This window comes from Rhizobium sp. BG4 (assembly GCF_016864575.1).
Taxonomy (GTDB): Bacteria; Pseudomonadota; Alphaproteobacteria; order Rhizobiales; family Rhizobiaceae; genus Rhizobium.
The window spans coordinates 1,272,555-1,293,312 of record NZ_CP044126.1 but is presented as its reverse complement, the minus strand read 5'-3'; the positions used below and the strand labels follow the sequence as shown (position 1 = coordinate 1,293,312).

Here is a 20,758-nt window from a genome sequence, read left to right as displayed (position 1 = left end):
CAAAAGGGTACCAGGCCGCCTGCTGGCGCAGGCGATCGAAAATCACTGGAAATGAAACCTGTATTCCTCCCGGCCGTTCGTCCAGCCGCGATCTCTTCCTCTTATGCGAGGGGATTATGCGTATATTCGATGAGGCGGCCAGAGAAGGATTATGCTTTCGAGGGTAATTTTGTGCTGCAGGATTTGATCGCCAACGGACAGGCCATGAGGACCGTTTCGCTGCCCCGCGGACGCCAACGCCTGCACGCCATGCCGACCAGCGCCGGCTATGAAGTGCGCGAGAACGAGACCTACGATTGGGACGGGCGCAAGCGCGGCCAGACGCCGTTTACGGTGCTGCAGCACACGATCAGCGGCAGCGGCCATCTGCGCTACCAGAACCGCAATTACAAGCTCCAGGGCGGCGACACGATGATGGTGTTGGTGCCGCACAATCACCGCTACTGGCTCGAAAAGGGCGAGCGCTGGGAGTATTTCTGGATCTCGATGAACGGCGACGAGACGCTGCGCATCCACAAGATGGTGATGGCGCTGTCCGGCCCGGTCCTCAAACTGCAGCAATCGACCATCGATCACCTCGCCGATTGCAGCCTGCGTCTGGTCAAGGGCGCCACGACCCCGGGCTCAGCCTCGGCCATCGCCTACGAGGCGGCAATGGCGCTTTATGACGACGTCTTCGGCTCACCATCCTTCATGGCCGAGCAGAGCCTGATGCAGCCGGTCATCGACCACATAAATACCAATCTGGAAAAACCGCTCCCGGTCAGCGAGCTTGCCGCGATCGTCGGCCTGAGCCGTGCCCACTTCTCGCGAAGCTTCGCCGACAGCGAAGGCGTGCCGCCCGCCGAATACGTGCTGCAGCAGCGCTTGCAGCGCGCAGCCAAGCTGCTGACCAAGGCAGATTTCCTGCCGGTCAAGGAAGTGTCGATCATGTGCGGCTTCGAAGACGCCAACTACTTCGCCAAGGTCTTCCGTCGCGTCTACGGCATCACGCCCACCGAATTCCGCACCACCGGCATGTATGCCAGCATCGGCCGCAGCCGGTAGGCGTCGGGACGGCCACGGCCGCCCCTCGCCCGATCATCAGATCGACCAGAGCGCGCCGCCGTCGCAGGCAACGGCCTGGCCGGTGATGTAGCCGGCCTTGTCGGAGGCGAGGAAAGTCGCGAGTGCCGCGAATTCCTCCGGGCGGCCGATGCGGCCCATCGGGATCATCTTGCTGACCTTGTCGAGGTCGAGCTTGGCTTCCGCCAGCCGCTCGGTCATCGTGTAGCCGGGCATCAGCGCGTTGACGGTGATGCCGCTTGCGGCAAATTCGCGGCTTAGCGTCTTGGTCAGGCCGTGAAGCCCGGCGCGCAAGGCGTTGGAGATCGTGAAATTGTTGATCGGCTCCTTGGCGGCGATCGAGGTAACCAGCAGGACGCGGCCCCAGTTGCGCTCGCGCATGCCCGGCAGTGCCGCACCGATCGCGTCGGTGGCACTGACGAACAGGCCCTCGAAGGCATTGCGCCAGTCGTCGCTGGCGATATTCTCGAACGGCATGGTCGGCGGACCGCCGGTGTTGACGACGAGGATATCGACCTTGCCGAGCGCCGCCACGGCCTGATCGACGACAGCGCGTCCGGCCGAGGGCTGGCGCAGGTCGGCCACGAATGGCGTCGCTCCGAGCCGCCCGGCGGCATCCTTCAGCCGCTCTTCGTCGCGGGCGCAGATCGCGACCTTGACGCCTTCCGCCGAAAGCTCCTTTGCGATCGCAAAGCCGAGCCCCTTCGAAGCGCCCATTACGAGCGCCGTTTTACCGTTCAAGCCAAGATCCATGGCAGCCTCTTCTTCAAATCGTTCTTCGTCTCAAAAATCAGGAACCGCTGACCTCCACGCTGCCGATGCCGGAGACATCGAAGCGATAGGTGAAAGGCCCGGTCGGAAAGCGCGTGGTGACGATGCTGCCGGTCATGACGACGTCGCCCTTGCGCAGCATCCGCCCGGATGCCGCCAGATGGTTCGCAAGCCAGGCAAGCGGCACGTAGGGATGACCGAGAACATCGGCGCCCAGCCCGCGGGCAAATTCGCTACCGTCGAGATAGGCAACGCCCGTCGCCTCCTCCATCTTCGCCGGCGGCGGCGTGAAGGCGCCGAGCACGACGCCGGCATTCCAGGAATTGTCGGCGATCAGCGTGCCGCAATGGAGAACGCTGTAATCGGCATGCCGGTCGTCGACGATCTCGATCGCTGCCGCAACGGCATCGACGGCTGCCCCCGCCGTTTCCGGCGTGAACGGCACGTCTGATGGCAAGAGGTCCTGGCCGAGGCGAACGCAAATCTCGAATTCGAGGCCGAGACGGTGATAGTCGGCATGCGCCAGATGCGCGCCGGTGAAGGCGACGCGGCGCTTGAAGATCGTGCCGTGGATCGGCTGGTCGATACCGCACATGTCCTGCATGCGCTTCGAGGTCAGGCCGATCTTGTAGCCGGCGGTCTCGTCGCCGTCGCGGATCGCGGCGATATATTTTTCCTGCACATTATAGGCGTCGGCGAGGTCGTTGATGCCCTCAAGCCGGTGAAAATTCGTGCCGCTGCGATGCTCGGCAACCAGCGTGCCGGCGAGTTCGGCGCTCTTGTCGGTCAAATCTCATCCTCCCGTTTTTCTCCTCCCATAGATGTTTCGCAGCGCGCTGAACAGCCACCTTGATCCGAACAGCCACCGTGAAATGTCTTCCAGGATGCCCGGGCGGAGCGAAGCATCCTGGAAGACGACCGGCCCGGTGTCCGGTTGCCGGGCCGATGGGTTTAATCGGAGAGATCGACCGTATCGAACTGGAAGGCGCCGAGCGGGCTCTGGACGAAACCGACGACATTCTTGCGCATCGGCACGACCGCGAGCGAATGGTCCAGCGTGTCCCAGGGCGCTTCGCGCTTGAAGAGTGCTTGCGCCTCCTCATAGAGCTTGGTGCGGGCGGCGGTGTCGGTGGTTTCCTTCGCCTTGATCACCAGCGCATCGAAGTCCTTGTTGCACCACTGCGCCCAGTTATTGCCACCGACGGCATCGCAACTCAGCATCGCACCCAAGAAATTGTCCGGGTCGCCATTGTCGCCGGTCCAGCCGAGGATGACAGCGCCGTCGCGATCCTTCGCCTTGACCCGCTTAAGATACTCGGCCCATTCGTAGGTGACGATCTCCGTCTTGACGCCGATGGCAGCGAGGTCCGACTGCATCAGCTCGGCTGCGCGCCGCGCGTTCAGCATGTAGGGCCGCGAGACCGGCATCGCCCAGATCTTCATCGACAGATCCTTGACACCGGCAGCCTCGAGCGCCGCCTTTGCCGCCTTGGGATCATAGGGATCGTCCTTGATGGCATTGTTATAGGACCACATGCCCGGCGGGATCGGGTTCTTGGCGACCGTCGCCGCCCCCTGGAACACCGCATCGACGATCGCCTGCTTGTTGATCGCCATGTTGAGCGCCCGGCGGACCTCCGGCTTGTCGAACGGCGCCTGCATCGTGTTATAGGCGAGGAAGGAGACATTCAAGCCGGCGAGCTCGGAGACCTTGAGATCGGGATTGGCCTTCATCGCCGCGACATCGACCGAGTTCGGATAGGACATCAGATTGCATTCGCCCGCGGTCAGCCGCTGGTAGCGCTGCGTGGCATCGGGCGTGATGGCAAAGACCAGATCGTCGATCTTCGGCTTGCCTGCCCAATATCCGGCATTGGCCTTGTAGCGGATGACGGCATCCTGCTGGTAGCTGACGAGGCCGAAGGGACCGGTGCCGACAGGCAGCTGGTTCATCTGCGCCATCTTGCCATCGGCCTGCAGCTTGTCGGCATATTCCTTCGACAGGATCGAGGCGAAAGGCGTGGCGATATTGGCGATGAACGGCGCTTCCTTGCGCTTCAGGACAAAGCGCACCGTCATGTCGTCGACCTTGTCGATCGACTGGATCAGATCGCCCATCCCCAGCGCGTCGAAATATTCCCAGGTGGCGGCGCCGGTGTATTGATGCCAGGGATTGTCGGCCTTCCACTGGCGCACGAAGGAGAAGATCACGTCGTCGGCATTCATGTCGCGTGTCGGCGTGAAATAGTCCGTCGTCTGGAATTTCACGTTCGGGCGCAGCTTGAACGTATATTGCAGCCCGTCATCCGACACCTGATAGCTCTCTGCGAGAGCCGGAATGACCTCGGTCGTTCCCTTCTTGAACTCGACCAGCCTGTCAAAGATCGTCTGCCCGACGGCATCATAGGTGGTGCCGCTGGTGCTCAGTGCCGGATCGAAGCCGGAGGGCGAGGCCTCCGAACAGTAGACGAAGGTTTTTGCGCTCGCACTCGTGGCCCAAGCCGGCGCGAGCACAATCGCTGCGGCCAAGGCTATTTTCTGAAACATCGAAGTCTCCCAGTCGTCAGTGAGTTGGGTTTTGTTATCCACTGCCTGCTTCCGGCATGATCCAGGCCCGGCTTTGCCTGGTCACGCCGGCTTCCCACTTTATGCTTGTTGCCGGACAGGCTCCGCCCCGGAGCCTGCAGTCTCTCAGAGATCGTCGACGACGGCCGCGAGCGCTTCCAGAGAAGCCGCCCCGAACAGCCGCGAGCGCCGCGGCGACCAGCCGTTCCGCTCGTCGGGATGGAAGATGTCGTCGAGGAAGGGCAGCTCGATGATGAAGGAGACGCAGCCGAAGGTTTCTGCCGTCCAGGAGATCGCCATGGCGAGCGGATCAGTGCCGAGCGCATGGTCGTAGTTCGGCTTCGGCAGGTCGGGCGTGTAGTTCGGCGAGGCGACGAGCAAGGCATCCTCGAAACGCTTCAAGAGGGTCGCCTGCTTGTTCGACCAGGACGGCACGCCGACTGGCCGTACCGGCCAGGGATGATGATTGCTCTCGTCGCCATGGATGTCGTAGCAGAAATGCACGCCGGTCTGGCGCATCCGCTCGCGCACGAACCAGGTCTCCGGGCTTTCCTCGACCGTCGTCGTGCTCCAGGAACGATTGAGATCGACATAGCCGGCATTATAGCGATGGAAGCCTTTGATGCTGCCGTCCGGGTTCATGTTCGGAACCACGTAGAAGACGGCGCGCTCAAGCAGCGACTGCGACAAGGGGTCGGCGGCATCGATCAGCCGGTCGAGAAGCGCCTCGGCGGCAAACTCTGTCATCGACTCGCCGGGATGCTGGCGCGCCAGCACCCAGCAGGATTTCTTGCCCGGGCCGGGCTTGCCAACGGTGACGAGATCGATGCTGCGCCCCTCGAGCGTCTTGCCGAGGCTTTCGACCTTTGCCAGCGGGCTCGCCGCGCAGCGTTCGATCAACGAGAAGCGTTCCGTCTCGGTATAGGGCGCATGATAGGCGTAGGAGACGCGGTCCTGCTCCGGCCGGTGGCTCCATTTCAATGAGGAGCCGTCGAATGTCGCGGGAATACGGAACCAGTCCTTTCGGTCATAGGAGGCGACGATCCGGTAGTCCTTGAAGCCGCGCGACCAGCGGCTCTTGCCGGCATCCTCCAGCGTATAGTGACAGTCCCTGCCCTTTGCGCCGGTGGCGGCGAAATAGAAGCCCATGAACTCGTCGGATCCTTCGCGGTCGGGAAGGATCGCCAGCCGCATCGCCGCCCAATCGCTTTCGTCGATGACCTTGATGCGCCCGGAATCGAAATTACTGCTGATTTTACTCATCGCTCAACACTACTCCGCAGTTGCCGTGACTTGCCGGCCGACCTGTTCTGCGAAGCGGGCGACCGGATGCTGGTGTTAGCCCATCATGTCTTCGACCGGTTCCTCTCGCGCGGCGCCGGTCTGATCGAGGTGATCCCGGCCTCGCTTGTCAGGGCCTCGTAGCGGGCCGAGATGACGGAGGTCAGTGTCTGGAGGTGGCGTTCGAAATAGGCCTCCTCCTTGTGGAACAGCCGCTCCAGGCTGAGGCCGCGGATGGCGATGAGCGTGAACTCCAGGAGTTCGAAGATCTCCCTCTTGTTCTTGCCCATGTCGACATGCTCTTCGAGCCAGCGGTAGCGGACTTCGCGGATCGCTTCCATGCGGTCCGAAACGGTGCTTGGCCGCACCTCGGCCTCGGCGCGCGTGCCGATCAGGATTTCCCAGATCGCCCAATATTCCGGATCGCCGTAGACGCCCCAGAAATAGCGCACCAGCTTGCCGACATTCAGCCGCCCGTGGGCTGCGAGGTTCTTCTGCTTGGTAAAGTCGTCGAGCACCCGTTCGGCGAGGTGATCATAAACGGTGAACAGCAGTTCGAACTTGGTCGGGAAATGATGGTGCAGCGCACCGGTCGTCAGCCCCGCCTCCTTGGCGACGTTGGCGGTCGTCAATCCCGAGAAGCCGATCTTGTGCAGCAGCGTCGTTGCGGCGCGGATCAGCTGGACCCGCGTCTCTGCGCTGCGGTCTGCCTGGGTACGTCTGACTTGGCGGGGCTGATCGGTCATGAGGCGATATAAATATATATCAGTCGGAATGTAAATACATACTAGTCGGAATGTAAGTTGAACTTTCAAGGCCGCCGGGACAACCGGAAATCACCGGGTCAGCCGAACGAAGCCGACAGCGCGCATTCCTTCAATCGAGAGGCTAGAATGAGGATGGCGGAGAGAGCCATAGCTCCGCCAGGCCGGGTCTAGCGGCAGCCTTCCGGCGGGCATGTGCGAATGCCCAGGCTCAGAAATAGATCGACATCAACAGGTCCTGGTCGAAATCGCCGAAACCCTTGCCGAAGATGTTCATGCCGCCGGGATTGTCGGCCTTCTCGTCGATACCGATGCGGAAGCGGATCGAGTGGTGGTCGGCGATGCCGAGCGAGGCGATGGTCTGGGTGGAGACCATGGCGCCGTCGATCCAGGTGCCGGTTTCGTCGATCGTCCAGGTTTTCAGCTTGCCGTATTGCGAACCCGAAAGCTTCCACCAGGCAGGCGAATACATGCCGCGGCGGTCGCCGAAATCGCCCGGCGAGGTCCAGTGTCCGGCCTTGATGCCGTTGATCCAAATCGAAATATCGGATGGCCAGTTGGCATTTGTCGCGGGCGTTTCCGAGCTGAGCTCGGCGGAGAACTCGACCTTGCGGATCTTCTTGCCGGAAACCTTGGCATTGTTCGGGAACTTGTATTCCACATAGCCGCGGGTGAACCAGAGAAGCGCCGCCTGCATGCGCTGCGGGTCGAGGAAGACCTCCTGCACATCGAGCATACCGATGACATTGTTGACGGAACAGAGGCCGCAGGGCGCGCCCACCTCGAACTCGGTAAAGAGGCCGATCGGCATGCTGACGGTGACGACGTCTTCGCTCGCCTTGGTGCCACTGCTGTCGAAGCGGATCAGGATCTCGTCATAAATGCTGGAGCAGACCTTCTGGTTTCCCTTCGTCGCCTTCATCGTCTGGGTCTGGATGAGACCCGCCTGCTCGAGCGACTTCAAATTCGTCGCCGTCGTCGACTGCGGCAAGCCCATCTGTGCCGCGATGTCGTTGACATTCAGCGGCCCCTTCTGGCGCAGCAGGTTGAGGATTTCGATGCGCGTCGGAGAACCGAGTGCCTGGACGACATCGGCGTCCCTCATCGGATCGACGGTTAGAAGCTTCGTCTCCATATTATAATACTGGTTCTCCAGTCTTTCTTGTTGGTTTCAGCTGATATCACGGGCGCATGCACTGTGTCGCTGCTCAAATTTTACTAGGGGCCGGTCCGCGCCTCGGGAGAACTCTCGCGGACCGGCAGGGGCCTTCTCACCTCGGCCCGGAAGCAAAGTCTCATGCACGTCACCCCTTGATACCGGACGACAGCATCAGCGCCTGCGTCACCCGCTTCTGGAACAGCAGATAGGCAACCGCCACCGGCATCGCAGCCAGAATGGCGACCGCCATGTCGCGCGCATATTTGACGCCGAAGGCATCACGGGTCTGCGTGATGCCGACCGTGATCGTCATCATGTCGTCGGAGTTGGTGACGAGGAACGGCCAGAGGAAGGCGTTCCACGCCATGATGTAGGTAATGATCGCCAGCGCCGTCGTGATCCCCCAGTTCAGGGGCAGATAGAGCTTGAAGAGGATCTGGAACTCGCCGCAGCCATCGAGCTTGGCGGCTTCGCGCAGCTCTTTCGGCACGGAATCGAAGAACTGCTTGTAGACGATGACGACGACGGGGACGATCAGCTGCGGCAGGATGATGCCGCCCCAGGTGTTGATCAGGTTCAGCTTGTGCATCAGCACGAACTGCGAAATCACCAGCGCCTGCGAGGGCACCATGAAGCTCGCCAGGATGATGCCGTAAAGCAGCTTGCGGCCGGGAAAGACGATCTGCGACAGCGCATAGGCGCACATGACGCTGATCAGGATGACGACGATGGTCACCGTCACCGATGTCACAATCGAATTCAGGTACCAGGTCGAGAGCTTGGTCTCGAACAGCGCGTAATAGTAGCCCGAGAAGTTCAGGACGTCGGGGATGAAGGTCGTCTTTGCCACGACCTCCTGCTCCGGCTTGATCGAGGTAATGACCGCCCAATAGATCGGGAAGGCCCACATGCAGGCGATCAGGAGGGTCAGGACGAGAAGCAGCGCATTACCGATTGTCTTGCCGGGCATCTCAGCGCTCCCTTACACGCAGCAGCTGGTACTGCAGGACCGACACGACGACGATGATCATGAACAGGATCACCGCAACCGCCGAGCCCGTGCCGCCATGGTTCGAGCGGAAGGCTTCGCGATAGACGAGCTGCAGGAGCACATAGGTCGAATTGAATGGCCCGCCCTCGGTCAGCAGGTAGACCTGGTCGAGGATCTTCAGCTGCAGGATCAGCTGCAGCGTCAGCACCAGCGCCGTGACCGGCCAGATCAGCGGCCAGGTGATGCGCTTGAAGCACTGCCAGCGCGTCGCGCCATCCAGCATCGCCGCCTCATAGTAATCGTTCGGAATGTTGCGGAGGCCAGCGATGAAAAGCAGCAGGTTGAAGCCGTTGGTCCACCAGACGGTGACCAGCGCCACCATCGGCATGGCCCAGATTGGATCGCGAAAGACGCTGACGCGCTTGCCGGTCGCTGCCTCGATGACGAATTGCGCGACGCCGAACTGCTGGTCGAGAACCCACTTCCAGATCTGCGTGACGACGGAAACGGGAAGGATATAGGGGATGAAGAAGAGCACCAGCACCAGGCTCTGCACCCAGCCCTTGAGCCGCACGACCATCAATGCCAATCCGAGGCCGATAAGCGTGTTCGGGATGACAGTCAGCACGACGAAATAGCCGGTATTCCAGGCAGACGTATAGAAGAGCTTCTGGTGGAAGAGCTTCACGTAATTGTCGAAGCCCACCCACTGACCCTCGCCGACCAGCGGCGCATCGGTGAAGCTCAGCTCAAACATCTTGTAGACTGGATAGGCAAAGACGGTCGCATAGGCGATCAGGAACGGTGCGATCATGGCGATCGCCGTCAGCGTCTTGCGTCTCTTCTCGGTATTGACCACAGATCATCTCCCACGGCGGAAGTGCTGGCCGGGGAAGCCCCCGGCCGGCCGCTCGTTACTTCTGGCTTTCCAGCTCTTCGCGCATCTGGTCGATCGCGTCGGCCGGATCGAGCTGGCCATTGAGGGCGGGAACCACGAAGTTCTGGGTTGCCTCGTAGATCGGGCCGGCAACGCCTGCGAGCTTGGAAACCGGGTCGAAGACGGCGGTATCGGCGAGTTTCGCATAGGTGGCGTTCGGCTGCATGCCCTTGAACTCCTGGCTGTCGGTCACCGGTTTGTAGGCAGGGATGTGACCGGCGCTGGCCCAGGAGATGCTGTGCTCGTTCATCCAGGCGATGATCTGCAACACGGCCTTCAGCTTCTCGGGCGAGATCGGCTTGCTCTCGCTGTTCGGCACGGCGAAGGAGTGGGAGTCGGCCCAGGTGGCCTGCGTGCCCATCAGGTTCGGGATTTCGATCGCGCCCCATTCGAAGCCGAGTTCGCCCTTCTTGGCGAGGTCAGCCATGGTCGGCACTTCCCAGACGCCGTTGACGTGCATCGCAGCCTTGCCGGAGGTGAAGAGCGCGATGGAGGCTTCATAGGAAATCAGCTTCGGCGAGTAGCCGGTGGAAACCCAGTTCGCCATGGTCTGCAGCGCCTTTACGCCGGCATCCCCCGGAAGGATCTGGTCGCCGTCCATGAACTTGGCGCCCTGCTGGGCGATCAGCGTATAGAAAACGCGCCACATCGAGCCGCCTTCATCGGTATGCAGCGACAGCGGATATTCTACCTTGCCGGTTGCCTTGATCTTCTCGAGCGCGGCATTGAAATTGTCGAGACCGTCGAGGCCCTTCGGCAGGCCGTCGTCGCCGAGGAGACCGGCTTCCTTCAGTATGTTCTTGTTGTAGTAGAGAACGATCGAGTGGACGTCGAAGGGGATGCCGTAGACCTTGTTGTCGAAGGTCGCCTGTTTCCAGGCCGCATCGACATAGTTTTCCTTCTTGATGCCGGCCGATGCCAGTTCCTCATCGCTGAAGGGGCGCAGGATGCCGGTCGGAACGGCCAGCGGATAGCGCGACATGTGATAGGTCATGATATCGGGCTGCTGGCCGACGGCGGCCGCCGTCTGCACCTTGGTATAGAAAGGCACGCCCCATTCCAGCGTCGTGGCGTTGATCTTGATATCGGGGTGCGTGTCGTTGAATTCCTTGATCAGCGCCTTCATGCGAACGCCGTCGCCGCCGCTCAGGAAGTCCCACCAGGTCACATCTGTCTGCGCGAATGCGGCCGCCGAGGGCAGCAATGCAATGGCCGCCGAAACGGCGAGTTTAACTAGCTTTCTCACGTTTGTTCCTCCTCTTAAACATGGGTTACGGGTCACCCGGGTCGCGGGATGGCGCTTTCCGCGCGCCTCCTCCAAGGCTTGCGGATCACATTTCTGCATTCATGCTCCGGCCGCCGATCCCCTCGGCGGCCATCCGTCAGCTGAGCCTTCTGCCTTCGGCATCGAAAGCCAGCATTTCAGGCACTCTCAGCGAGAGGCTGATCTTCTCCTTCGGCTGAGGCCTACTCTCGCGGCACTCGACCGTCATTTCCGCACCGGTTGCCGTCAGCACGTGGAGATATCCAGTGCCGCCGAGTTCTTCCGTGAATTCAGCCGTCACCGGCAGCGTCACGCCGCCCTCTCCGGCGCCAAGGCCGATATGTTCAGGGCGAACGCCGACATGGACAGGCGCGCCGGCTTCGACCGGCGCCCGCGTCGGCAGGTCGAAGGCCTGGCCGGGTACATCGTCGAGCTCGATGCGGGCCGAGCCCTGCCCTGCCGCGACAACCTTGCCATTCAGGAAATTCATGCCCGGCGAGCCGATGAAGCCGGCCACGAACATGTTCTGCGGATCGCGGTAGAGATCGAGCGGCGCGCCGACCTGCTGGACGACGCCGTCTTTCAGCACGACGATCTTGTCGGCCAGCGTCATCGCCTCGACCTGGTCATGGGTGACGTAGACCATGGTGGCGCCGATCTGCCGGTGCAGGCGGGCAATCTCCATGCGCATTTTCACGCGCAGTTCGGCATCCAGGTTGGAGAGCGGTTCGTCGAACAGGAAGACGCGCGGCTCGCGCACGATCGCCCGACCGATCGCCACGCGCTGGCGCTGGCCGCCGGAAAGCTGGCTTGGCTTGTGCTGCAGATAGTCGGTCAACCGCAGGATATCGGCCGCAGCCTTCACCTTCTGCTGGATCTCCGCTTTCGGCCGCTTGGCGATCGACAGGCTGAAGGCCATGTTCTCGAAGACCGAGAGATGCGGGTAGAGCGCATAGGACTGGAAGACCATCGCCACACCGCGCTTCGACGCCTCGCGATGCGTCACATCCTCGTTCTCGATGCTGATCTGGCCGCCGCTCGTTTCCTCGAGCCCGGCGATCATCCTCAGCAGCGTCGACTTTCCGCAGCCGGACGGGCCGACGAAGACGGCGAACTCGCCCTGCTTGATCTCGATATCGACGCCGTGGATGACCTTGAAGGCTCCGAACGACTTGCTGACCTCGGTCAGTTTGATCCCAGACATATGTCCTCCCAGTTGGAACTCCCATCGGGGCAGCCTCCTCCGCTGCCCCGGTGGCCATCAGTTCACGCCGAAGCGACAGAGAGCAGGATGAAGTGGTAGGACTTCGCCGGCAGCGAGCCGGTAAGCTTGCCCTCATCGGTGATCTGCAGCCCGGAACCCACCTTGGGAACGATACGGTTCTGGTCTTCGACCGAGTTGCGCGCCTTCAGATCATCGCCGACCATCGTGTGATGCTGGAGGATCTTCGCGCCCTTGAAGCCCTGGAGATCGAGGTCGATATCCATCGCCTCGTCGAGGCTGCGGTTGATGGCGAAGACCGCGATCGACTTGCCGTCTTCCTGCAGAACCGCCGACAGATCGAGATAGGGAACGTCCTGCGCCACTTCACAATCGTAAGTCGGACCTGACGCAGAGACGGAGAGCGCGGTGCCGCGGCCATATTTCGAAGCGAACTGCAGCGGATAGTAGATCGACTGGCGCCAGGCCGGGCCGCCGGCCTTGGTCAGGATCGGCGCGATGACGTTGACGAGCTGCGCCATGCAGGCGATCTTGACGCGGTCGGAGCGGCGGATGAAGACATTGATCAGCGACGCCACGAAGATCGCGTCCTCGAGATTGTAGAGCTCTTCGAGCAGTGGCGGGGCTTCCGGCCAATCCCAGTTCTTGTAGCGCTGGTCGTCTTCCTTGCGGTCGTGATACCAGACGTTCCATTCGTCGAAGCAGATCTTCACGTCGCGCTTCGAGCGCTTCTTCGCCTTGATGTAATCGATGACGCCGCCGATGGTGACGATGTAGCGGTCGAGCTCGATCGCCTTGGCGTAGTAGTTCAGCGTGTCGTTTTCCTCGTTGCCGAAATATTTGTGCAGCGAGATGTAGTCGACGCTGTCATAGCTCGCCTCGAGAACGGTCGCTTCCCATTCGGGATAGGACTTCATCTTGTCGTTGGACGAGCCGCAGACCACGGTTTCGAGCGTCTTGTCGAAATATTTGAAGGCCTTGGACACTTCGTTGGCGAGATGGCCATATTCGGCCGCCGTCTTGTGGCCGACCTGCCAGGGACCGTCGATCTCGTTGCCGAGGCACCAGATGCGGACATTGTGCGGATCCTTGTAGCCGTGCTTGGCGCGCAGATCGCTCCAGTAGGTACCGCCCGGATGATTGCAATATTCGAGGAAATTGCGGGCGTCGTTCAGGCCGCGCGAGCCGAGGTTCATCGCCAGCATCATCTCGGTCTTGGCAAGCTTCGACCAGTCGGCGAATTCGTTGACGCCCATCTGGTTGGTTTCGCGGGTGCGCCAGGCCAGATCGAGGCGGGTCGGGCGCTGGTCGCGCGGGCCGATGCCGTCTTCCCAGTGATAGGCCGAAACGAAATTGCCGCCCGGATAACGCACGATCGGCATATCGAGGTCGCGCACCATATCAAGAACATCGGTACGGAAGCCGTCCTTATCAGCCTTTTCGTGACCCGGCTCATAAATACCGGTGTAGACGGCACGGCCCATGTGCTCGAGAAATGAGCCATAGACGCGCTTGTCGACGTTCGAAATCGTGAATTCCCGGTTCAGGATGGCTTTAGCCCGCATGCTTGGTGTTCCTCGTTTATTGAATTTGATTTTTTGCCACGCTATTCTGGGAGATTTTTTAAATCAAGCTTTTTGTTTTATATCAAAAAATCAGTTTTAGTTTACGTTCTAAAGCGATCTGCGGCTCCATTTCGGCCGGTCAACTGCCGCACGAAATCGGTTGCAAAGCAACGTCTTCGGTATCGCTTAAATTGAGACTTTCGTTACCAAGCTTTATCCATTTCGAATGGCGCATATTGCTGCGCGCCAAGGGCTATGCGAGGTTTCCCGCCTGACACCGTTCCATCAATGGCAGAACCAGATCCAGATGCGTCACCTCAACTGTTTGCGCCTCATCGCAGCAGTCGCCCTCGGCACCATCGCGGTCTCGAGCACTCCGGTTCTTGCGGAACAGCCCTCCCACCAGTGGCCGCAGACGCAGAGCGACATTCCCGCAGACCCGGATGTGCGCTTCGGGGTTCTGCCGAACGGCATGCGCTATGCGATCATGCACAACGCCACGCCGCCCGGGCAGGCGGCTATACGCTTCCGCATCGGTTCGGGTTCGCTCGACGAAAGCGACGACCAGCAGGGGCTGGCGCATTTTCTCGAGCATATGGCTTTCAAGGGCTCCGCCCATGTTCCCGAAGGCGAGATGATTCGCATCCTGCAGCGCAAGGGACTGGCCTTCGGCCCCGATACCAACGCCAATACCGCCTATGACGAAACGGTCTACTCGCTCGATCTGCCGGAGGTCGACAGCGACACTCTCTCGACCGGTCTGATGCTGATGCGGGAAACCGCCAGCGAACTGACGCTCGATGCCGGCGCCTTCGATCGCGAGCGCGGGTGATCCTGTCGGAAGAACGGCTGCGCGACACCCCGCAATACCGGGCGGCGATCGGCATCACCAACATCCTTCTTGAGGGACAGCGCGCCGCTTCGCGCTCGCCGATCGGCAAGGTCGATATCATCAAGACGGCACCGGTCGATCGCGTCCGCGACTACTACAACGCCAATTACCGTCCGGACCGGGCGGCCTTGATGGTCGTCGGCGACGTCGATCCAGCCGCGCTGGAGGCCGATATCCGCAAGCGTTTCGGCGACTGGCAGGCTCACGGTGCTCCAGCACCTGCACTTGATCTCGGCGCCCTGAAGCCGAAGACGGAAAGCGTCGATCTCCTGACCATCCCGAGCGGCATGACGAGCGCCCAGATCGTCTGGACGCGTCCCTTTGATGCCGCCCCGGACACCTATGCCAAACGGCGCCAGCAGATGGTGGAAGACCTTGGTCTTTCGGTGCTGCGGCGGCGCTTCTCGACGATCGCCAGCAAGCCCAACGCGCCCTTTACCGGCGCCAATGCCGGCTCGCAGGACATTCTGGAATCTGCCCACGCGGTGATGATCACCGCAAACAGCGATCCGGAAAAGTGGCAGGTTGCCCTAAGCAGCATCGAACAGGAGCAGCGCCGTCTCCTGCAATTCGGCGTATCGCAGCAGGAGCTCGACCGCGAGGTCACCGAATATCGCGCCTACCTGCAATCAGCGGCCTCGGGTGCGGCGACGCGTACGAGCACCGATCTCGCCTCTTCGCTCGCCTACACTGTCGATAGCGACCAGGTCTTTACTTCTCCGGCCGACGATCTCGCGCTCTTCGAAAAGATGACGAAGGATATCAGCGCCAAGGAAGTCAACGACGCCCTGCCCACCACCTTTTCCGGCAACGGCCCACAGGTCGTGCTGATGACGGCGGAGCCGCCGAAGGGCGGTACCGATGAGATCAAGAAAGCCTACGAGGCCTCCCGTGCGGTGACGGTCGCCGCCCCCGAAACCGCTGCAAACCTCGTCTGGCCCTATACCGATTTCGGCACGCCCGGCACGGTTGCCGAGCGCCGTGAGGTCAGCGATCTCGGCCTGACGATGGTGCGCTTTGCCAATGGCGTGCGCCTGACCGTCAAGCCCACCAAGCTGAGAGCCGACGAGGTTCTGGTGCGCGAGGATATCGGCTATGGCCGCAACAGCCTGCCGAAGGATCAGGCATCCGTGCTCTGGGCGTCGCCCGCAGTCGTTCTATCGGGCGTGAAAGCCATGGATTACCCCGATATTCAGCGGGTGCTGGCTGCCAACATGTTCAACATCGACTTCTCGGTGGAGGACGGTGCGTTCCGGTTCAACGGCCAGACGCGGACCAGGGACCTACCGATCCAGTTGCAGCTGATGACCGCCTATACGTCTGACCCGGCATACCGGCCGGAGGTCTTCGACCGCGTCAAGCAGGCCTATCTGAACGGGCTCAACCAATATGCCGCAACGCCCGGCGGCGTCATCAGCCGCGACTTTGCCGGATTGGTGCACGGCGGCGATCCACGCTGGACCTTCCCGGAACGAGCCGAGCTGGCCTCCTCGCAGCCGGGCGAATTCGAAAAACTCTTCAAGCCGGCGGTCACGACAGGGCCGATCAGCCTGACCGTCGTCGGCGACATCACGGCCGATGAAGCAATCGCCCTGACAGCGCGGACATTCGGTGCCCTACCCGCCCGCGCCGACAGCGCTCCGCATGACGAGACGGCGAGCTTCCCGGCGGCCCAGGCGGCACCTGCGATCGGCACACATACGGGACGGCCGGATAATGCCGCGGCGATCGTCGCTGCGCCTGTCGGCGACATGCTCTCCGATCTGCCGCGGTCCTTCACCGCCAATCTGACCTCGCAGGTCATCCAGAACCGGCTGATCGACCAGTTCCGCATCGCCGAGGGCGCGAGCTACAGCGTCCAGGCGGATGTCGACCTCTCCAAGGACATTCCGGGCTACGGCTATGCCTACATCTATGTCGATACCACGCCGGCGAAGCTGCCCCGCTTCTTCGAGCTCGTCGATCAGGTCTCGGCCGACCTGAAGGCAAAGGACATTTCGGATGACGAGCTCGCCCGGGCCCGGGCGCCGATCATCGAAACCCTGAAGCATCGCCAGCAGAGCAACGAATACTGGATCGAGTATCTGCAGAACGCGCAGACAGATCCGCGTGGTCTCGATCGCGTGCGCGCCAATCTTACCGGCTACGACACGATCACGGCCAAGGACGTCCGCGCCTTCGCCAACGACTATCTCAAGCCGGAGAAATTCTGGAAGTTCGAGGTGCTGCCAGCGGCCGGCCAATAGCCGGCCGCACCGGCGGGGTCACAGCTTCAGCTCGGGATCCTGCCAGATGCGGAAGCCGCCCTTGAAGGCGTTTTCGTTGTCGCCGCGGCGGCAGTTTTCCGGCAGGTCCTTGATCTTGTCGACATTGCCGCCGCCGATGACGATGTAGTCGGGCTGCAGCGCCGCCTTCAGCCGCGCGGCGACATCGGCGACGGACTTGCGCCACTTCGTCTTCCCATGCGCCTCCAGCCCGCGCAGGCCGACATAGTCCTCGAAGGTCTGCTTCTTCTTGTAGGGCAGATGCGCTAGCTCCATCGGCAGGCAGACCTTGTCGACGACCATCGCCGCGCCAAGGCCGGTGCCGAGACCGAGAAACAGCATGCGCCCGCCCTCATAGCTGCCGATCGCCTGCATCAGCGCGTCGTTGACGAGCTTCAGCGGCTTGCCGAAGGCCTTTTCGAAATCATAGTCCTTCCAGCCGGGCGCCAGGTTATGCGGATCGAGCGACGGCCGGTTATTTTCGATCGGGCCGGGATAGCCCATGCCGATGACGTCGAATTCCAGCCCCTTCGCCATTTCCTTGACGGCCTTGACCATCTTGTCCGGCGACATGTCCGGACCCGAGACCATCGCCCGCTTTTCGCCACCGGTGCTGAGGAGCACTTTCACATGCGAACCACCGAGATCGATGGCGAGGACCGTCTTCTGTGTGTTGGAGCTATCGGCGGGGGCGTCCATGGGAAAATCCTGCTTTGAAATTTCGCGTTGATAGGCCGGGGAGGGAGGAATTAGGTGGTGACAGCGATCTGGAAATCCCTGCCCTCCCAGTCGTTTCGGCCGGTCCAGAAGATCGTGAAGGAGATGACCGATCCGACGGCGATGCCATCCGTCGAGAGGTCGGCGATCCAGGTGCCCATAGACGTGTCCCGCGCCGTCACATCATGCACCGTGTTCCAGCCATCCGACGACCAGTGGACATAGGCGGGCTCGAACAGCTCGAAGCGCAGCAGGCGCCCGGCCGAAATGGTGTCGTAGGTCGAGTTGGTGCGCCAGATCCACGGCGACGGCGCGGGCTTGCCCTTGACGTAGCGCGCCAATGTCTGCGGCGGCATGTCGAAGACGGCGCCGTCCTTCAGCGAGCGCAGCAGCTTGATGTGCTCGGCATGCGCCCAGACGAGCGGCATGGCACTGCCCGAGGGGCGGCCGAGGAACAGCTCCTTGTCGGCGATGTCGGCCTCGTCCCAGATCTGCTCCGGCAGCAGGCCGCCGGGGCTTGCAGATGCCTCCAGCGTCGCCAGCAGCCTGGCGGCCTCTTCGGTCCGTCCGGCCGCGATCTCGAAATGCGCCCGCTCGCCGGTCAGAAGCGGCCAGAGGCGGCCTATACCCGCGCCATCGAAGGGCGAGCCGTCCTCCTTCTCGCCGTAGCCATCCTCGTTGTAGCGATACCAGTAGGGACCGGCCGGAAGATCGCGCTTCAGCAGCGCGTCGATCGCCTTCACCGTATTGACGATCCGTGGATCATCCGCCGCCCGCAGGCCGAAACGGACGAGCGCCAGTGCATCCGGGCTGACGAGCAGACCGGATTCCAGCGTCATCTCCGCGTTGGTGCGGTTCTTGATCGGCACCAACGCCGGAGAGCGCTTGTGTCCTTCGCCGGTAAAGCTGCCGATCCGCATGTAATAGCCGTGGATGCCGAGGCTTTTCGACAGCTCCGTGCCGGTCGCGTAGGTCCAGCTTTCGATCTGCTCGTTCCAGCTATCGGCAACCTCGCGCAGATAGCGCCCCACATCCGCGTCGCCTGATACCTCCATCGCATCCGCGGCAGCCAGCAACCCGGCGATCTCGACGGCGAGCGTGAAGGGCGAATAGCCGCCATCCTCTTCCCAGCGGTCCTGTTGCGTGCATGGGCCGTTCCGGACGATATAGCGGGCAGCAGCCTTGATCATACCGGCGTAACGCCGGGCATCGGCCGGGCCGATCACCTTCGCCCGCAGCAGCATGTCGTAAAGCAGGATCGGAAAGGCGGTCTCGTCCATCTGGATGCCCTTCCAGTAGGGACGCCCGTCAAGCCAGGAATTCTGGACCCAGTGGCCATCGGCCTCCTGCGTCGCCACGAGGTAATCGAGCACCGCAAGCGCATCCTGCTCGGCACCGGCCGCCAGCAACCCGCCTGCGGTCTCCACCAGATCGCGTGTCCAGACGAGATGATAGCCGCCCAGATCGTCGTCACCCTTCGCCGATCCCCAGGGGATCGACAGGCTGGCTATGATAGCGCCAGAGGCATCGTCGCGATGGGTGGCGAGAACGCTGGTGCTAACACGGTAACGGTTGAGCTCGCGCGAATCATGCGGCTCGTCGAGCGGCAGAAGCTTGCCCTGCCATTCCCGCCAGCCCGATTTGAATGTTTTCAGCGCCGGTTCGGTCCCCTGCTGCAGGCTGAGCAGCACGCGGAAGGCGGCCTCCTCGGGCTGCGTTCCGAAGCCGAGCGCAAGCAGGGCACGCCCACCCGTCTGCGACAGGTCGATCGTACCCCCGAGCGCGACATTGCCGTCCTCGGCGCGCTGATAGTCCTCGCGCAGACCTTGGCCTCGCGACAACGTCTGCCAGGCATCGGAAAAGCCGACGAAGCCAACCGAGCGCGCAATCCACGGCACCGACGAGGCAACCGCCAGCGAACGGCCGGTACCGTAAGCAAAGAGCATCGGATGCCCCTTGAAATCGTCGTACCAGCCTGTGTTGTTGGCGCCGCCATTGACGAGATGCGGCGAGACGATCGCGTGCAGCTGATAATCCTGGAGATCACCGACCAGCGCTTCGAAATGGATGTCCTGCAGCAGGACTTCACGATCGGGATCGGCGAGGATCACCTTGGTGATCCGGTAACGGCCGTCTCTGGATGTGTTGGTCAGGCGAAAGGCGGGAACGCCGTCTTCAAGCGTTTCGACGAGATGATCGGCATCGCGCTTCTCTTCCGAGAAATAGTCTTTGGCTGTCACCACGAAGCCGAAATCGCGGATGCTCGCCTGGTCGAGGCGCGGCGCGTAGACCTCGTTGAGGATGCCGTGGCTGGCGGTGAACCAGAGATTGCCCGCCTCCCCGGCAGCCCGCCCGACGGCGGTCTTGTCGCTTGAGGTCCAGCGCGGCTCTATGCCCGGCGCGCCCGGAGGGGTGGATGGCTGCGACACTGACCTGATCCTCCGTCTTGGGCTTCGGCGCAGTGAAGATAGTGCGCGCGAGGCATCAGGAAAGCACCTGACGTGGAAGCTGTCGAGGAGAGAGTGATCGGGGATGCGGCTAGGGCGTCAAGGTGACGCGGCCGGCATCATCCGGCCGGTGCGAAATGGCTCATCGCGCCGGTAAAGGGCTTTGCCAGCGGCGAGGCGTAGGAGCCGCGCTTGCTCGTGGAAAGACCGAGCGAAACCAGCGCTTCCGCCTGTTTGACGGCGGCCGCGACGCCATCGACGACGGGCACACCGTAATGCGCCTGGAGTTCCCGGGCGAGATCGGTCATCCCGGCGCAGCCGAGCACGATCGCCTCGGCGCCGTCCTCGTCGAGCGCCCGCTCGATTTCGGCGCGCAGCTTGCCGATCGCACCCGAGGCTTCGTTTTCGAGTTCAAGCACCGGAATATCGGAGGCCCGCACCTTGGCACGGTCGCCCATGCCGTAGCGCCTGACTAGGTTGTCGATCAGCACGCGCGAGCGCTCCAGCGTCGTCACCACTGTGAAGCGCTGCGCCAGAAAGCCGGCGGTCGCCACGGCGGATTCGCAGAGGCCGAGCACGGGCACATCGCAGAAGCTGCGGACGGCCTCAAGGCCGGTATCGTCGAAGCAGGCGATGATGGCCGCATCGTAGCCGTCCGTCTGCCGCTCCTTCAACTCTGCCAGCAGGCCGGGGATCGCCAGGGCGCCGTCATAATGCCCTTCGATGGACACCGGCCCCATGCGGGAGGTGGCGGCGATGATCTCTGTTCCGGATGCGGCGACCACGCGGGCGGCAACCGCAGCCTTTTCGGTCATTGAGGCCGTGGTATTCGGATTAACCAGCAATATGCGCAT

15 protein-coding genes and 1 pseudogene are annotated in these 20,758 nt (G+C 62.1%); 2 read left to right on the top strand and 14 right to left on the bottom strand.

Annotation, left to right across the window (positions count from 1 at the left end; translation table 11 throughout):
- Nucleotides 1-171 precede the first annotated feature (171 nt).
- Nucleotides 172-1,047: an AraC family transcriptional regulator gene (locus tag F2982_RS26130; protein ID WP_199625827.1), complete on the top strand. Its 876-nt coding sequence runs from the start codon at nt 172-174 to the stop codon at nt 1,045-1,047.
- Between the two features lie 36 nt (nt 1,048-1,083).
- On the opposite strand, the gene F2982_RS26125 is transcribed toward F2982_RS26130, so the two are convergent.
- From F2982_RS26125 to F2982_RS26075, 11 genes are all read right to left on the bottom strand, one after another.
- Nucleotides 1,084-1,818 (bottom strand): SDR family oxidoreductase, encoded by a 735-nt coding sequence (locus F2982_RS26125; protein ID WP_203430423.1) that lies wholly within the window; start codon nt 1,816-1,818, stop codon nt 1,084-1,086.
- Nucleotides 1,819-1,855: 37 nt separating this feature from the next.
- Nucleotides 1,856-2,626 (bottom strand): fumarylacetoacetate hydrolase family protein, encoded by a 771-nt coding sequence (locus F2982_RS26120; protein ID WP_130280817.1) that lies wholly within the window; start codon nt 2,624-2,626, stop codon nt 1,856-1,858.
- Nucleotides 2,627-2,787: 161 nt separating this feature from the next.
- Nucleotides 2,788-4,383, bottom strand: a complete 1,596-nt coding sequence (locus F2982_RS26115) for an ABC transporter substrate-binding protein (protein WP_112718622.1) — start codon at nt 4,381-4,383, stop codon at nt 2,788-2,790.
- Between the two features lie 144 nt (nt 4,384-4,527).
- Nucleotides 4,528-5,664, bottom strand: coding sequence for a M14-type cytosolic carboxypeptidase (locus F2982_RS26110; protein ID WP_203430422.1), 1,137 nt, complete (start codon nt 5,662-5,664; stop codon nt 4,528-4,530).
- 83 nt (nt 5,665-5,747) lie between these two features.
- Nucleotides 5,748-6,428, bottom strand: a complete 681-nt coding sequence (locus F2982_RS26105; RefSeq protein ID WP_162708730.1) for a TetR/AcrR family transcriptional regulator — start codon at nt 6,426-6,428, stop codon at nt 5,748-5,750.
- A 229-nt stretch (nt 6,429-6,657) separates the two neighbouring features.
- Nucleotides 6,658-7,581 carry a transcriptional regulator gene (locus F2982_RS26100; RefSeq protein ID WP_130280809.1) on the bottom strand — a complete coding sequence of 308 codons (924 nt, stop codon included), beginning with the start codon at nt 7,579-7,581 and terminating at the stop codon, nt 6,658-6,660.
- A gap of 169 nt (nt 7,582-7,750) precedes the next feature.
- Nucleotides 7,751-8,575, bottom strand: coding sequence for a carbohydrate ABC transporter permease (locus tag F2982_RS26095; protein WP_112718630.1), 825 nt, complete (start codon nt 8,573-8,575; stop codon nt 7,751-7,753).
- A gap of 1 nt (nt 8,576) precedes the next feature.
- Nucleotides 8,577-9,410: a sugar ABC transporter permease gene (locus F2982_RS26090; RefSeq protein WP_203431186.1), complete on the bottom strand. Its 834-nt coding sequence runs from the start codon at nt 9,408-9,410 to the stop codon at nt 8,577-8,579.
- Between the two features lie 100 nt (nt 9,411-9,510).
- Nucleotides 9,511-10,779, bottom strand: coding sequence for an ABC transporter substrate-binding protein (locus F2982_RS26085; protein WP_112718632.1), 1,269 nt, complete (start codon nt 10,777-10,779; stop codon nt 9,511-9,513).
- Nucleotides 10,780-10,915: 136 nt separating this feature from the next.
- A complete protein-coding gene (gene ugpC / locus F2982_RS26080; protein WP_203430421.1) occupies nt 10,916-12,001 on the bottom strand; it encodes a sn-glycerol-3-phosphate ABC transporter ATP-binding protein UgpC in 1,086 nt (361 codons plus the stop codon).
- A gap of 62 nt (nt 12,002-12,063) precedes the next feature.
- Nucleotides 12,064-13,584 carry an alpha-N-arabinofuranosidase gene (locus F2982_RS26075; protein ID WP_203430420.1) on the bottom strand — a complete coding sequence of 507 codons (1,521 nt, stop codon included), beginning with the start codon at nt 13,582-13,584 and terminating at the stop codon, nt 12,064-12,066.
- 307 nt (nt 13,585-13,891) lie between these two features.
- Between F2982_RS26075 and F2982_RS26070 the strand changes: the two are divergent.
- A pseudogene (locus tag F2982_RS26070) lies at nt 13,892-16,722 on the top strand (insulinase family protein).
- Between the two features lie 18 nt (nt 16,723-16,740).
- On the opposite strand, the gene F2982_RS26065 reads toward F2982_RS26070, so the two are convergent.
- The 3 genes from F2982_RS26065 to F2982_RS26055 all read right to left on the bottom strand — a co-directional run bounded on the left by F2982_RS26065 (nt 16,741) and on the right by F2982_RS26055 (nt 20,758).
- Complete coding sequence (locus tag F2982_RS26065) at nt 16,741-17,439, bottom strand: ROK family protein (RefSeq protein ID WP_203430419.1); 699 nt, start codon at nt 17,437-17,439, stop codon at nt 16,741-16,743.
- A 50-nt stretch (nt 17,440-17,489) separates the two neighbouring features.
- Nucleotides 17,490-19,886, bottom strand: coding sequence for a glucan 1,4-alpha-glucosidase (locus tag F2982_RS26060; protein WP_203430418.1), 2,397 nt, complete (start codon nt 19,884-19,886; stop codon nt 17,490-17,492).
- Between the two features lie 137 nt (nt 19,887-20,023).
- Entirely contained in the window at nt 20,024-20,758 is a 735-nt protein-coding gene (locus F2982_RS26055; RefSeq protein ID WP_203430417.1) for an aspartate/glutamate racemase family protein, read from the bottom strand.

Coding starts and splice junctions, on each gene's coding strand:
- F2982_RS26110 (WP_203430422.1), bottom strand. CDS start 5,664: ATGAGTAAAATCAGCAGTAATTTCGATTCCGGGCGCATCAAGGTCATC.
- F2982_RS26065 (WP_203430419.1), bottom strand. CDS start 17,439: ATGGACGCCCCCGCCGATAGCTCCAACACACAGAAGACGGTCCTCGCC.
- F2982_RS26055 (WP_203430417.1), bottom strand. CDS start 20,758: ATGCGCATATTGCTGGTTAATCCGAATACCACGGCCTCAATGACCGAA.
- F2982_RS26090 (WP_203431186.1), bottom strand. CDS start 9,410: ATGATCGCACCGTTCCTGATCGCCTATGCGACCGTCTTTGCCTATCCA.
- F2982_RS26115 (WP_112718622.1), bottom strand. CDS start 4,383: ATGTTTCAGAAAATAGCCTTGGCCGCAGCGATTGTGCTCGCGCCGGCT.
- F2982_RS26105 (WP_162708730.1), bottom strand. CDS start 6,428: ATGACCGATCAGCCCCGCCAAGTCAGACGTACCCAGGCAGACCGCAGC.
- F2982_RS26125 (WP_203430423.1), bottom strand. CDS start 1,818: ATGGATCTTGGCTTGAACGGTAAAACGGCGCTCGTAATGGGCGCTTCG.
- F2982_RS26075 (WP_203430420.1), bottom strand. CDS start 13,584: ATGCGGGCTAAAGCCATCCTGAACCGGGAATTCACGATTTCGAACGTC.
- F2982_RS26095 (WP_112718630.1), bottom strand. CDS start 8,575: ATGCCCGGCAAGACAATCGGTAATGCGCTGCTTCTCGTCCTGACCCTC.
- F2982_RS26100 (WP_130280809.1), bottom strand. CDS start 7,581: ATGGAGACGAAGCTTCTAACCGTCGATCCGATGAGGGACGCCGATGTC.
- ugpC (WP_203430421.1), bottom strand. CDS start 12,001: ATGTCTGGGATCAAACTGACCGAGGTCAGCAAGTCGTTCGGAGCCTTC.